The 14,097-nt window shown below is 30.9% G+C and carries 14 protein-coding genes and 1 riboswitch; of the genes, 9 read left to right on the top strand and 5 right to left on the bottom strand.

The features are described from left to right. Positions 1-10 precede the first annotated feature (10 nt). From COJ46_RS07700 to COJ46_RS24435, 8 genes are all read left to right on the top strand, one after another. A complete protein-coding gene (locus COJ46_RS07700; RefSeq protein ID WP_097974987.1) occupies positions 11-1,243 on the top strand; it encodes a protein kinase family protein in 1,233 nt (410 codons plus the stop codon). Positions 1,244-1,260: 17 nt separating this feature from the next. After that, a complete protein-coding gene (locus COJ46_RS07695; protein WP_286133496.1) occupies positions 1,261-2,118 on the top strand; it encodes a 6-hydroxymethylpterin diphosphokinase MptE-like protein in 858 nt (285 codons plus the stop codon). Between the two features lie 58 nt (positions 2,119-2,176). Further along, positions 2,177-2,923: a 3-deoxy-manno-octulosonate cytidylyltransferase gene (locus tag COJ46_RS07690; RefSeq protein WP_097974989.1), complete on the top strand. Its 747-nt coding sequence runs from the start codon at positions 2,177-2,179 to the stop codon at positions 2,921-2,923. Then, complete coding sequence (locus COJ46_RS07685) at positions 2,920-4,542, top strand: aldolase catalytic domain-containing protein (RefSeq protein WP_141437771.1); 1,623 nt, start codon at positions 2,920-2,922, stop codon at positions 4,540-4,542. Before COJ46_RS07690 ends, COJ46_RS07685 begins: the two co-directional genes overlap by 4 nt. 12 nt (positions 4,543-4,554) lie before the next feature. Continuing rightward, entirely contained in the window at positions 4,555-5,226 is a 672-nt protein-coding gene (locus COJ46_RS07680; protein ID WP_097974993.1) for an HAD hydrolase-like protein, read from the top strand. A gap of 58 nt (positions 5,227-5,284) precedes the next feature. Then, positions 5,285-6,283: a metallophosphoesterase gene (locus tag COJ46_RS07675; protein WP_176522486.1), complete on the top strand. Its 999-nt coding sequence runs from the start codon at positions 5,285-5,287 to the stop codon at positions 6,281-6,283. An 85-nt stretch (positions 6,284-6,368) separates the two neighbouring features. After that, positions 6,369-7,277: an LCP family glycopolymer transferase gene (locus tag COJ46_RS07670; RefSeq protein ID WP_335448314.1), complete on the top strand. Its 909-nt coding sequence runs from the start codon at positions 6,369-6,371 to the stop codon at positions 7,275-7,277. A gap of 400 nt (positions 7,278-7,677) precedes the next feature. Next, entirely contained in the window at positions 7,678-7,821 is a 144-nt protein-coding gene (locus COJ46_RS24435) for a hypothetical protein (protein WP_176522487.1), read from the top strand. A gap of 135 nt (positions 7,822-7,956) precedes the next feature. Here COJ46_RS24435 and COJ46_RS07665 read toward each other — a convergent pair whose 3' ends face one another. From COJ46_RS07665 to COJ46_RS07660, 3 genes are all read right to left on the bottom strand, one after another. After that, entirely contained in the window at positions 7,957-8,277 is a 321-nt protein-coding gene (locus COJ46_RS07665) for a helix-turn-helix domain-containing protein (RefSeq protein WP_025671315.1), read from the bottom strand. A 62-nt stretch (positions 8,278-8,339) separates the two neighbouring features. Next, the gene (locus tag COJ46_RS24430) at positions 8,340-8,477 is read right to left on the bottom strand and encodes an anti-repressor SinI family protein (RefSeq protein WP_176522488.1); all 138 of its coding nucleotides are present in this window, start codon (positions 8,475-8,477) and stop codon (positions 8,340-8,342) included. Positions 8,478-8,512: 35 nt separating this feature from the next. Continuing rightward, positions 8,513-8,643, bottom strand: a riboswitch (cyclic di-GMP riboswitch). 457 nt (positions 8,644-9,100) lie between these two features. Beyond that, the gene (locus tag COJ46_RS07660) at positions 9,101-9,622 is read right to left on the bottom strand and encodes a sigma-70 family RNA polymerase sigma factor (protein WP_097974997.1); all 522 of its coding nucleotides are present in this window, start codon (positions 9,620-9,622) and stop codon (positions 9,101-9,103) included. 308 nt (positions 9,623-9,930) lie between these two features. Here COJ46_RS07660 and COJ46_RS07655 point away from each other — a divergent pair, with 308 nt between their 5' ends. After that, entirely contained in the window at positions 9,931-10,464 is a 534-nt protein-coding gene (locus tag COJ46_RS07655; RefSeq protein WP_097974998.1) for a competence protein ComK, read from the top strand. Positions 10,465-10,581: 117 nt separating this feature from the next. On the opposite strand, the gene COJ46_RS07650 is transcribed toward COJ46_RS07655, so the two are convergent. Together COJ46_RS07650 and secA2 are read right to left on the bottom strand one after the other, a co-directional pair. Next, positions 10,582-11,490, bottom strand: coding sequence for an accessory Sec system S-layer assembly protein (locus COJ46_RS07650; protein WP_097975000.1), 909 nt, complete (start codon positions 11,488-11,490; stop codon positions 10,582-10,584). Beyond that, on the bottom strand, positions 11,474-13,858 hold the full coding sequence (secA2, locus tag COJ46_RS07645; protein ID WP_097975002.1) for an accessory Sec system translocase SecA2: 2,385 nt from the start codon (positions 13,856-13,858) through the stop codon (positions 11,474-11,476). Before secA2 ends, COJ46_RS07650 begins: the two co-directional genes overlap by 17 nt. Positions 13,859-14,097 lie beyond the last annotated feature (239 nt).

Below are 14,097 nucleotides of genomic sequence, written 5' to 3'. Positions count from 1 at the left end.
GGTACTAATGATGAGAATAAAAAATTTTTTAAATAATCTTTCATCAGATTCAATAGATCAGACTTATCTTTTTATCAGTGATTCTTTATATATCAACTTAGAAATTAGCTTGGTATCTCTTATTTATTATTTTTATTTTAAGGCTAAACCAATGATATTTCTTGAGTATAAAACAAGTAGTAAAATAATTAACTTTTTGATACCTAGAGTAAGAATATTAAGAGTCGCTCAGTTGACGGTCAAATATTTAATCAACAAATATCATTATAATAAGAACAAAGATTCATTTAAAACAATTACTACCAAATTCAATGGACACAGTTTATTAGTTACAAGACTAGAAGAATATAAAATAATAAATTTTAAAACGAAAGTAGTTACAACCGTTTTTCCAGAAATAATGTCAAAAAATGAAATCGAAAAAAATATTTTAAATAAGGTTGATGCTCAAAACTGTAGTTTAGCACCCAAAGTTTTAAATTGGGATATAAATTCACGGTATATAAGAGAGAGTTATATAAATTTCAAACCAATAAATATAGAATATAAAAACTTTAATAGTTTTAAAGTTGACGTTATTCCCTTAATTACTGAAATAATTTCGAGTGCAAATACTAACATGATAAATTTAAGTCAATATTCACAGAAATTAATTAACCTGATTGAGGGATTAATAGAAAAACATTCAATAGATACCGCCGATTTTAAAAAAGAAAATGCAATAATCATCGAATTCTTTGGGGTGATTAAAAATAAACTAAAAATTTATTCTTCCAATATAGACATATTACGGGTATTTTCACATGGGGATTTTTGGGAAGGAAATATTCTTAAAAATAAAAGTAAGTCTTATGTTATAGATTGGAATACACATGATATGAGAAGTTGTTATTTTGATTTTTATGATATTTTATTTGAGATTGCTTTTAAGATCTTTAATTCTAAGAATAAAATGATTACATGTGAAATGGAAGAGGCTGTTAAATATTTTCAAAACTATTTAATGGTAAATATGAACTCAGATTCAAAATTAAAAGTTGATACACTCAACCACTCGGATATTTATAGGTTTCTATTTTATTTGGAAGTTACGTTACTTAAATTAAAAGAATATCCAGAAAACAATCATTTGGCTCAATTAGGAAAATTTATAGGATTCTTTAAATTGTATGAAAGTGCTTTAGAAAAAGATTCCCCCATTTATATTGAAGATAACAATTATTCAAGTTTATGTGAAACTTAAATGATGAGGTAGTAATAATGATAAGAGAAATGATAAAAAGTAACAAAGTCATAATTAACATGATTAAACCCGTTAGAAAGTTTCAATTATTATTCTTTCATAGTATTAACCAGCTTTTTTTTAATATTAATAAGTGGTTTAGGGTAACTAATTTTGTCAATAATAGTCTTTATTTGAAGTTAAAACAATTTAAGAATATACACAAAGGTGAACGCTGTTTCATAGTAGCAACTGGCCCAAGTTTGTTAAATAGCGATCTTGAAAAGTTGAAAAATGAAATTACTTTTAGTATGAACTCAATATTTTTAGCATTTGAAGAAACCGATTGGAGACCTACTTATTATGGAATACAATTCACCGATTTGTTTAAGAAATATAAAAATAAGATAGATCATTTAGATGTTCGTTATAAATTCATAGCAAATGTAATTTCTAAACAATTTGATGTATCGGATGATTATTATATTTACCCTTTAGATTTGCTTAATCATAATATGAAACACAAAAGATTCCATACTAAATTTAGCGATGATGCTTATGCAGTAATTTATGATGGATATACAATCACTTATTCATTAATACAACTTGCTGTTTATATGGGATTTAATGAAATCTATTTAATTGGTGTAGATTGTAATTATTCAAAAGATAAGATAAATCATTTTAAAGATTATAATTTGGTAGATTCTAACTATACCTCAACTAGTGAAAAAATGATTAGCGCATATAATATAGCAAAAGAATATGCGGATTGCCATAATATAAAAATATTTAATGCAACTAGAGGAGGTATGCTTGAAGTTTTTGAAAGGGTAGACCTAGATGTTGTTTTAGAAAAAGATAATAATACTATTAGAACTGCTAGACATAATTAAAAAGTAGTTTTTTATACATGTATGTTCGTTATAATGAACCGTTTAAGGAGGATTTTGTATGAAAGTGATTGGAATAATCCCAGCTAGATATAATTCGTCAAGATTCCCAGGCAAGCCATTAGCAGATATTTGTGGAAAACCAATGATTTGGTGGGTTCACGAACGATTAAAAGGATTAGAGGGACTAAGTGAGGTATATGTAGCAACAGATGATCTACGAATTAAAGATGTTTGTGAAAGCTATGGAATAAAAACGATTATGACTTCTGAAAATCATAAAACACATCTTGACCGACTATACGAGGTTTCCACTTTAGTAGACGCAGATTTTTATATAAATGTAAATGGGGATGAACCATTAATAGAAACTGAGGCAATTAGAATGATTCTTCCTAAAGAGGTTGATTCGAATTCATTATATGTATCAAATTTAATGACAGAGTTAAAAAATCCTTTGGAGGCGGTTGATTTTTCAAAGATTAAAGTTGCCACGGATGTTTTTGGATATGGATTATATTTAGCTCGAAGCCCAATTCCTTACCCAAAAGGGACATACGATTTCTATTATAAAAAGTTCGTTGGAGTACAATGTTTTACAAAAAGTGCATTGGAGTTCTGTTATTTGGCACCAAGAGGACCTTTGGAAGCAGCCGAAGACATTGATGAGTTTAGATTTATTGAGAATGGTCAAAAGATAAAATTTGTGGAAGCAAATGTGACGACTCTTTCCGTAGATACTCCAAAAGATTTAGATAAAGTACGAGATATCATAAAAAATCGTTTAGAAAGTGTGGTATTTGAGTGAACAATATAATGTTACTCGATTGTACTTTACGCGATGGTGGATACATCAACAATTGGAACTTTGGTAAGAGGACGGTTAAAAAAGTAATTGAAAAATTGACACAATCTAATATAGACATTATCGAATGTGGATTTCTTAGAGATGTGGTTTATGATAATGATACTACAATTTTCAATGATATTGAAAACATCAAAGAACTGATTCAGCCAAAAAATAAAGATACTATTTACGTAGCTATGATTGATCAGCCATTTATCTCAAACGATAAGATAAAAGTATATGATGGTACTTCAATTGATGGAATTCGATTAACGTTCCATGATAATGAAAAAGAAATTGCTGAAGCATTAGAATATGGAAAAATGTTAATTGAAAAAGGGTATAAAGTGTTTATTCAACCCGTTGGTACTACTAGCTATACTGATGCAAATCTGTTAGCTTTGATCGAAAAAGTTAATGAGTTAAAACCATATGCATTTTACTTAGTAGATACACTTGGGATTATGTACAAAAATAATTTACTAAGAATGTACCACCTACTAGATCATAATCTTGATAAAACAATTAACATCGGATTCCATTCTCATAATAATTTACAATTATCTTTTTCAAATGCTCAAGAATTGCTAACGCTGCATACTAAAAGAAATATAATAATAGATTCATCAGTATTTGGTATGGGAAGAGGTGCTGGAAATTTATGCACGGAGCTAATTTCCGAGTACATCAATGAAAATATTGATGAAAAATATAAAATAGTACCGTTATTGGAAATTGTAGATGAACATTTGGGTAGATTTTTTAATGAGCCTAAATGGGGTTATTCCGTTCCCTATTTCATAGCGGCAATCAATAATTGTCACCCTAACTATGCATCATATTTAATGAATAAACAGACGATTTCTGTTAAGTCAATCAATACAATATTGAGGCAAATCCCGAACAAAAAACGTGATAACTATGATGAAATTTATATTGAAGATTTATACATAAATCATCAAATGCAATTGGTAGACGATACAGAAAGTTTGAAGAGATTAAGGAAGCAAATTGGTAATAAAAAAGTACTTATTATAGCACCAGGTAAATCAATCGAAAAAGAATTAGCGAATATTAAAACGTTTATAACCGAAGAGAATCCGTTTATTATTAGCGTAAATTTTTTACCTTGTGCTTTTAACTGTAACGCCATTTTTATTAGCAATAGTAAGAGATTTAAGAGTATGGAAGAAGTAATAAAAGATAGAGCAATTACTACAACTTTGATTACAACGTCTAATATTACAAACTTAAAAGTCGATTCATCAATAGTCGTTAATTATGCTGATTTACTACTAGAAAACCCCTTAATTTCAGATAACGCAGGATTAATGGCTATTAATTTATTAAATCGTTTATTTATTGATCATGTGTATCTTGCGGGATTTGATGGGTTCAGTTTAAATAAGGCTAAAAACTACTATTCAACAGAATTAATTAATCATATTGAAATGGTTGAGCTTGTTAAAAAGAATGAAGAAATAAAAAATTACTTAGCCAGTGTAGAAAAGCATATGGGAATTCACTATGTAACATCGACGATTTATAATGATGTTCATTTGTATAGTAAGGCATATTAAAGCGGAGGGCATATGAAATATTCTACAATCATTTTTGACTTAGATGGAACATTATTAGATACAGCGGAAGGAATCATGATTGGTGCGAATCATACTGCAATTCTAATGGGGGCACCCGAATTAACAGTTCAACAGCAGAGACGATTTATTGGTCCACCACCTGCCGAATCATTTATGCGAGAGTGCGGTTTTAATGAGGAGAAGGCAAGAGAAGCTGTAAAAATATATAGAACTAGATATAAAGAAAAGGGTAAATTTGAAGCTAAGCAATATAGCTATATTAAAGAGTTACTATTTTCATTAAAAGAGAAAAAATGTACTACGGCAGTTGCAACACTAAAGAGGGATGATCTAGCAAAAGAGATTTTGGAAAATTTTGATTTGAACAAGCAGTTTGATGTTATTTGCGGGGTCGATGATGCCGATACGCTTAGTAAATCAGATTTGATTTTAATGTGTTTAAAAGAGATAGGTCAAAATGATATATCAAAAGTAGTATTGATCGGTGATAGCATGCATGATGCAATTGGTGCAGAGAAAGTGGGAATTGATTTTATTGCTGTGACTTATGGTTACGGATTTGAAAGTAAAGTCGACGCAAGTAAATGTAAGAATGTCTATGTAACTGAAAGCGTTGAGGAGCTCTTTGATTTTTTCGAATTAAAGCAGACGATCAATTATTAATTTCATTTGAACGGGTTATCAATACTTTGTATAAAAAGTGGATAATGGAGCGGTTACTTTGAAAAATAAATTAACAAAAGTGGTTGCAAGGTTAATCATATTATTTATCTGTGCTCTAGTAATTTATATAATTTGGGATAATAACCGAATTACAATAGCAAAACAAGATGTCGTAGTAGACCATTTACCAAAAGAATTAGAAGAATATAAAATTCTTCAAATTACAGACTTGCATAGTAAAGAGTTTGGTAAAAATCAAAGTCGCTTGTTAAAATCCATTAATTCCACTGATTATGATGCCATTGTTTTTACTGGGGATATGATTCTTAAAAGCCAAAGTAGTAATATTAAGCCCTTCTATCAATTATTAGAAGGCATAAAAAACAAAGAGAATGCGATTTATATACCTGGAAATGAAGATCCAGAGGCATATTATGTAAATTCAAAAGGTGTTTTAGTAAAAAGTAAATTCATTAAAGGAATTGAAAAACGTGGTGTCAAATTCTTGGAATCTGTTTATTCAGTCAAAAAAAACAATTCCACAATTAACTTCGTTGACTTTGAAACGTCGATCCTGAACGCCTCTCAAAGTGAAAAACAAACAAATGGAATCTTCTTACCTGAATATGTACAAACCAAACAGTATATTGAGCACCGTAAAACATTAATGAAAGAGATGTCCGGTATTAATTATTTAAAGAATGATGTCTTAATTGCGCTTAATCACTATCCTATAGTTGATAAGAGAATTGATAGTCTTTTAAATGATTCTAGTCTGAAGTTTAGAGATCGGAAATACGATTTGATTATTGCTGGGCATTATCATGGAGGACAAATTCGTTTACCTTTTATAGGAGCACCATTCGTTCCAGAGGGATGGTATAAATGGGGTGGTCTGTTTCCCCCACAAAACCGCGTTAAAGGTCTTTGGGAGTACAAACATACTAAACAATATGTAAGTACAGGTCTTGGAAGTAGCAATTTTATTCGGTTCCTAAAGTTTCGTTTATTTAACCCGCCTGAATTTAATGTTTTAACATTAAAACAAAAAAAATAAAATTAATAAGACGTTGAAACATATTTTTCATATTTTCTTTAATCTAGTCTAACAATTTTAATTTTTACTAAAAGGAGCAATATCCGTGAGCTGGAAAAAAATAATGTTGCGCATTGGAATTGTTTTGATCGTCCTGGTAGTTATAGCTGGGGCTACTGGATTTTATATTTATCATGAAGTCACGAAAACGACAAGCGTTATCTATCACCCAATTGAAAAGTCGGAGAAAAGAGTCGAAACCGTCAGCGTTAAGGAAAATAATCCATTTTCAGTTTTACTACTAGGAGTAGATAAACGTCCAGGTGACCAGGGGCGCTCTGATTCTCTAATGGTCTTAACCGTAAATCCTACAAAACATACGACGAAAATTATTAGTATTCCACGCGATACTCGTACTGAAATAGTAGGGAAAAATCGTACTGATAAGATTAATCATGCATTTGCATTCGGTGGTATACAGATGAGTGTAAACACTGTGGAGAAATTTTTAAACATACCTATTGATTATTATTTAGAGGTCAATATGGAGGGATTTAAGGGCATTGTAGATGCAATTGGTGGAGTAGAGGTTATGAATACACTAGACTTCACAAATGACGGTTATCACTTTAAAAAGGGATTATTGTCTTTAAATGGTGAAAAGGCATTAAGTTTCTCGCGAATGCGTTACGAGGATCCACAAGGTGATTTCGGACGAGAAGCTAGACAACGTCAAATTATTCAGGAAGTAATTAATAAAGGAACAAAAATTAAAAGTTTAGTGAGTTATAAGGATATATTAAATTCGATTAGTAAAAACCTAGAAACTAATTTAACTTTAGATGAAATGTTCGATATTCAGAAAAGCTATCGCGGTGCCACTGACAGTATTGAACAACAGCAACTAGAAGGAAGTGGGAAAATGATTAAGGGAATCTACTATTATTTAGTACCGGAAGAAAATCGTTTAGCACTTTCAAACGAACTACGCGATCAGTTGGGATTAACACAATAGCGTGAATTTTTATCGAGAGAAAAAACCCCGATTTGTAATNNATTACAAATCGGGGTTTTTTTCTTTGATCTTTAATCTGAACGAAAAGACTATTCCTCTGATATTTATCCTCTGTAGTTTCTACAAATTTCTACATATTGATATTCGAACGCAAACCTACGGGCTACTAAAGACCTAGTACTTAATCCTGATTTTCCCTTTCAAATATGAAAAAAAAATAGAGAATGAACAGTATTTACGTTAAATCATTTTCGTAATTTATGTGTAAAAAGGACTAACTAATAATAGTTCGTCTACTGCTGAGGTAACAATTAGTGTACCAGATAATGCATATAACGCTTTCTTATCTTTTGATTATTTAGTACTTTCTCAACTAAATAAAGATATCTTAACAATTTCATTGGATGGCAGTGTACTAGTTAGTGAATCAGGTACAGATAACCATTGGACAAATAAAAAGCTTACGATTCAACCAGGTAAACATGTGTTAAAACTTACTTATGCTAAAGATAAATCTGGTAGCTCAAGTAAAGATGCTGGTTAAATCGATAACATTTCTTTAAAATATGATTTACGTAAATAAATGATAAGAAGGGCACTCTTCGTTTGAAGAGCGCCCTTCTTATTTTTGTGGGAAAAAAATCTTCAAATTAAAATGGAAACATTTTAATTTGAAGGTTTATTTACCTTGTTTATACTTATTAAACTCAATAAATTTTAATAATTCATCTTTTGGTATACCTGAATTAATTGCTTCTTGAAGGATATCCATCCATTCAGAATCAATAATTTTTGTTGGATCAATATCATCTTTCAGGAGGCTTTCTGCCGTTGTATTGAAGACGCCAGCAATTTTTTCAAGTACTTGAATTGAAGGATTGCTTTGTAGATTTCGTTCAATCGAACTTATGTAAGATTTTGCGATACCAGCACGTTCTGCAAGCTCTGTAAGTGACATTCCATGTTGTAAACGTAGTTTTTTAATTCGTTCTCCAATCATATAAGCTACTCCATATCTTTTTGACTATTACAAAAAGTATATCATAGTAGGGAGTAGTTATCCTAGTTTTGACATGAATCTTTAACGCAATTGTAAAGAAATGATCGCACTTCATCAGGACTTATGCCTACTTCAATGCACTCTAGTAGCAAGTCGATCCAGTTTAATTCGGCAGAATGTTTTTCCAATTGACTGTACATGGATAATGGCCTCCTAAAATTAAGGTATAAAATACCTAGGTAACCCTGCTATCTTAGCTCGTTTAATCGTTAAAAAATACAGAGAACTAGTTCTTTTTAACTATATTCCCAACTAAGATCAGTGGCTTTGCGTCCCAATCTCTCAACTGGTTTGCCTTTTTCTAGAGAGAGTTCTGGTGTATTTATTACAATTTTTAAAAAATTTATATCACAATTATATAATGAATCCAATACATAGTTTGTAGTAATTTGTAGTTTCAAAAAAAACAATAATATTGCTAATATTTCAATTATATTAAAAGCTTTAGATAAATCAAGGCGTTTTTTTACATTTGAAACAATTGGAAAAATTTTAAGAGAATACATTTCGACATTTGCAAAAAAAAATGTCGAAATACCAAAAAATGACTGGTGAAATTTAGTAATTTTAGAATAATATTCAAGACTAGGCCAAAATAGAAGAAAACGTTTAAAAATGTACGGAGTTCACTCAAAATGGCATAGTTTTGAAATTTATAAAAATAGGAGGAAAGTAATGGGTAATTTGGATTTAATTGTAATTAAAGTTGATAAACTAAAAAAATAAAGTAACCAATAAATAGATCACTTTATTTTTAAAAGTTTTATTTTGAATCTCTTAATCTTTTTAATGCATAACGATAACTAGATCGAACACTGGATTCTTTCATATTTAGGCAATATGCGATTTGTGGAAACTCATGATTGTAGTAGAAACGTCTAATTAGAATTTGCTTTTGTAAGGGAGAAATCCCATCTAGAAAACTTATAAAATTATCTAGTGAAAATGCTTCGTCACAATATATTACATCTTCATGGTTTTGTTCTACTACTACGTTTCTCTCATCATATTTAATTGCTTTGGATAGCTCGTTTAATAAATAGCCTCTAACTGTAATATAAGCATAACTTGAAAAGCTCCCTTTCTCATTTTGATACTGCTGATAAGCCTTCCACAATGCTATTTGACCAATTTGATAATATTCATCAAAGTTTTTATATAAATGTAACTTCTTCATAGTTGCTTTTATCATTCGGGAATACTGGTTTAAGCATTCCTCGAATGTACTTGGCTTCAATTTTCCTGAAATAACTTGATAATCTACATGTTCTTCACTACATTTCATGCTTACTGCCTTTCTAAAAAGGCATGCCCTTGTGTGTATTCCGCGGTGATGTAACTATATAAAAATTTAAAAAACATATCATATTTGGATACATCAATTAAGAATAAAAAAAATAGAGTGAAATGTGAGTTTCATATTTAAAACTTTAAATTTGCCAGAAATAATTAAATGAAATCTTATCTATTTATATTTTTAAACGTAAGTAAAGTTTACTAAAACACAGGCTAAACGGTCATAGAAGTTTCAAAAATACGGAAAGATAATTTTGATATAATCGATATGTAAAAAATCCTAAAAAGGAGGCACATATGTCAAAATTAGATTATGTTGTATCGTATGAAACAATGCTGATTGAAGCTGCGGATCATCCAGAGTTTTTAACCAAAATAACTGATAAAAACAAAGGGGTGATCTATTCAAAGCGGCCAATGAAAGCAATCTTGAATGAATCCGCCCTCTACCATAATCAATCTATTAAAGGTCATCTCGAAGTCGTAAAAAGTAAATATCCAACTATGAAAAAGATTCCTCTTATGATTAATCCCACATTATCAATTATTATGATTCCTACATCTTCGCAAAATAACATATCTTGCAAATGGCTAAATTTTATGCAAATAAATAAATATATAAAAGAAAAAAGAAAAACAAAAATACAGTTTAGGAATGGAGAAGAGAGGGTATTCCCAATTTCTTATTACATTTTTGATAAACAAATTAGTAAAGCCACAAAGATTATTAGTATGTATTTAAGTCAGAAAGTAGAATATAAGCTAAAATCAGATGAAGAAAAGTTAATGATGATTAAGGAATTAATAGAAGGATATTCTTCTGATGGGTAGGCTTAGGTAAGTTATTTTAGGAAAGCAGGGGCAGGAAATACAAAAAGCAGGCCTTAAGATCTTAATTGATCATAAATCCTGCTTTTAAACTTTGTGGATCTATTCTTTAATTATGCCTTAAATAACTTCTTGTTCAGGTATTCTAATTGTCCATTGTGAGAACGCATTTATTTCTACTAGTTCTTTAGGGAAGATAAATGTCCATGGTTTACTCGTATTTGCCTGGATTGTTAATGGAGGTAGTGTGAATAAACCTTTCGCAATTATTTCGCCATTCTCATTTAACATTTCTAGTGGTAGTAATTCTAGACTAACAGCTTGTGTTGATCCATTTCGAACTAAAATGTTAACGCCTAAGTTTCCTTCTTCATTATAGCTTGCTCGTAAAGCATGTAAGCTCACTTCATTTATACGTAATTTAGGTAAAGAATTTACAAGATTGCTTAATTCTGAAATTTGTTCTTCAGTAAGTCGGCCTTCCCATGATGGATCTATATCTAATCGGTGGATAGTTTTTGATAAATCAAATGCTAACTCAAAACCTGCTTCAGGCAAGTCCTCTTTTAGTAAATACTCTCGTTCAAATACAAAACGCCATGGGCGGCTACTGCAAGGAGGCATTTCGCCAAGCTCTTCCAATCTAAATCCTTTTTTAGCTAAGAGTTCTCCTTCTTCACTAATCAATAATAGAATTGCGTCTTCTAAACGAACTAATTTTTCTAAACTGTTACGAACGAATGCAGTAACAGTTGCACTTCCGTCATCATTAGTTTCAAGCTCGATTGCAGATAATGATAATTGATTTGGTTTTAAAGGAGAAAGCTCGTTATTTAAAAATTGATAAACATAACGCTTTTCATCCTCAATATGCATTAATGGGTGGAATGAAATTTTAGGAAAAATTTCAACCACTTCATTTTCTTCACCTTGAACTGCTTGATCAGTAGATGTTTGTTGCAATAAATCACTCGATGAAACTGTTGAATCTTTACCTTTTTGTAATAAACGCTTAATCGACGATAACATTTTGTTTTTCTACCCCCTGTGGACAAGATAATTCTTGGAATGTTGAAGCAAGACTTGCTGATATTTCTTGTTGTATTGAGTTATAAGTATGTTCAAACAGAGTAAATCCATCAAATTCATATAGTCGAATTGGCTCTTCTTGTTGATACTGTCTTAAGTGTATCCCTTCAATCAATTGTTGTAAATGCTCTAAATGTTCAGTCCAATATAAATCTATAGTACTTAATGCCGTGCTTTTTAAAACACTAATAAGTTTTACTTTTTTCTCTTCCACCATACCGTTTAATACATCTTTATATACTGAAAAAGCTTCTTTTACGTTATGCCAAATCTCTTGTTCAGTATTAAAATGTTCAATATCTATTCGAAGTGGTGGTATAAGTTGTTCAAGTGCTGTTTTACCTTCAAGTAGATCCCAATCTTCAGGTGTACTGTCTTTAGGATAGAATTGCATTAATAAGTGATCAATAGTTTCTTCAGCTTGATCAATAAACCAGTCTAAACCAGTTTCATTTTGTATAAAGTTATTTCTTAATTTATAAATAATACGGCGATGTTCATTTGCAACACCATCTAATTTAAGCTGCCATTCACGAATTAAAGATTGATTTCCTTCACAGAGCTTTTGTGTAGATGAAACAAAGTCTTGAATCGTAGAATTTAGTACTCTACCAAATTGATCAGCCTGTAGATTCTTATATAATTTCTCTAGCTTTTCTGTATTATATTTTACAAATAATTCATCTTCTAATGACAGATAGAATTGAGATGAACCAGTGTCCCCTTGTCTCCCTGCACGCCCTTTTAATTGTAAATCAATACGCTCACTTTCATGACGTTCGGTTCCAATTACATGAAGACCTCCTAAATCTGATACACCATCAGCTAATATGATATCAGTTCCTCGACCCGCCATATTGGTTGAAATGGTAATCATACCTATTTGACCAGCTTGGGCAATCATCTGTGCCTCTTCTTCAACATTTTTTGCATTAAGGAGCTGAAACTTTATCGATTCTTTCTCTAATAATTCTGCGAGTACTTCAGATTGACGAATGGAGGTTGTTCCAATTAGAATTGGTTGTCCCTTTTCATGTCGTAATTTTACATCAGCCAGAACTGCCCTGAGTTTTTCTTCTGTTTTTTCAAACACAATATCCTCGTGGTTAATACGAATTACCGGTTTATTAGTAGGAATTCGATAAACTTCCATGTTATAAACATGTAGGAGTTCTTTTTCTTCCGTTTTTGCAGTTCCAGTCATGCCAGAAAGAATTGGGTACATACGGAAATAATTTTGTATTGTTACAGATGCAACGGTATGATTTTCTTCAGTTGTTTTTAACCCTTCTTTTGCCTCGATTGCTTGATGGAGACCGTTACTTAATGAGCGTCCTTCCATCATTCGGCCAGTAAATAAGTCAATTAGTCTAATCTCGCCTTCGTGAATTATATAATCAACATCGCGTTGAAATATTAAATCGGCTCGCAATGCGTTATGAACATAGTGGCAAAGCGTTGTATGTTCTAGGTCATATAAATTTTCTACCATAAAGGCTTTTTCAATCTTTGATATACCTTCTTCGGTTAAAGTAATTGCCTTAGTTTCTTGATCTAAAAAATAATCCCTACCGTTTATAAACGTGCGAATAAAGCGTGCACAAAGCGAATATAAGTGTGATTGTGCGGTTTTTTTTCCTGCAATAATTAGTGGTGTTTTTGCTTCATCTATTAATATTGAGTCAACTTCATCAATAATTGCATAATGATATGGGCGTTGAACTTGTTCAACGAAAGAAGTAACCATATTATCTCGTAAATAATCAAAACCAAATTCTGTTCCGATTCCATAAGTAATATCTGCATTGTATGCAGCTTTTTTAGCCTCCAAAGGTAAATTGGGAATGTTTAAACCAACTGTAAGACCTAAAAATTCGTGGATTTGCCCAATTTGATCCGCATCGCGTCGGGCCAAATATTCGTTTATGGTAATAATATGTACGCCCTTTCCCTCAAGCGCACGAGTATAGGCAGGTAATGAAGAAACCAATGTTTTTCCTTCCCCAGTTTGCATTTCAGCGATATTTCCATCTAGTAATGCAAGTCCCCCAATTAATTGAACATCATAATGGCGCATCCCTAAAACACGTTTTGATGCTTCACGTACTAGTGCAAAAGCATCTATCGTAATTTCATGAATAACAGCTTCTTTATTAGAAATTTTTTGCTTTAATAGATAAGTAAATTTACGCAAATCTTCATCTAGAAGACTTTCAAAGAATGGCTCCTTTGTATTTATCTCTTGAACAACTTTTTCATATTCCTTTAATTTTCGATTGCCAATAATTTTTTGCAAAGTCTGGATCAAGGATGTTCCCTCCTGAGCTGGTAATCTATCAAGTCTCTTCTTTAAATGTATCATAAGTTTTACGGGACTCAAGGTGTAAATAGTGGGAATTTATAGAAAAGATTGAAAATTATATTATTAATACTAAAGTAACAATTAGTAGGAATCAAAATGAAGCGAACGATCTTTAAGTAAAAATAACTAGTTAATTTCAAAATGTGACAAATTACTTACTTCCTATTATATATAATCTTAGTAGT

It is taken from the genome of Bacillus sp. AFS077874 (assembly GCF_002566505.1).
Classification (GTDB): domain Bacteria; phylum Bacillota; class Bacilli; order Bacillales; family Bacillaceae_G; genus Gottfriedia.
Note: the sequence above shows the minus strand (reverse complement) of the source record. Positions and strands in the feature narration are given on the sequence as shown.

Bases quoted from the DNA above. Each gene is read 5' to 3' on its own strand.
- COJ46_RS07700 (WP_097974987.1), top strand. From the start codon at position 11: ATGAGAATAAAAAATTTTTTAAATAATCTTTCATCAGATTCAATAGAT.
- COJ46_RS07695 (WP_286133496.1), top strand. From the start codon at position 1,261: ATGATAAGAGAAATGATAAAAAGTAACAAAGTCATAATTAACATGATT.
- COJ46_RS07690 (WP_097974989.1), top strand. From the start codon at position 2,177: ATGAAAGTGATTGGAATAATCCCAGCTAGATATAATTCGTCAAGATTC.
- COJ46_RS07680 (WP_097974993.1), top strand. From the start codon at position 4,555: ATGAAATATTCTACAATCATTTTTGACTTAGATGGAACATTATTAGAT.
- COJ46_RS07665 (WP_025671315.1), bottom strand. From the start codon at position 8,277: ATGATTGGAGAACGAATTAAAAAACTACGTTTACAACATGGAATGTCA.
- COJ46_RS24430 (WP_176522488.1), bottom strand. From the start codon at position 8,477: ATGTACAGTCAATTGGAAAAACATTCTGCCGAATTAAACTGGATCGAC.
- COJ46_RS07660 (WP_097974997.1), bottom strand. From the start codon at position 9,622: ATGAAATGTAGTGAAGAACATGTAGATTATCAAGTTATTTCAGGAAAA.
- COJ46_RS07655 (WP_097974998.1), top strand. From the start codon at position 9,931: ATGTCAAAATTAGATTATGTTGTATCGTATGAAACAATGCTGATTGAA.
- COJ46_RS07650 (WP_097975000.1), bottom strand. From the start codon at position 11,490: ATGTTATCGTCGATTAAGCGTTTATTACAAAAAGGTAAAGATTCAACA.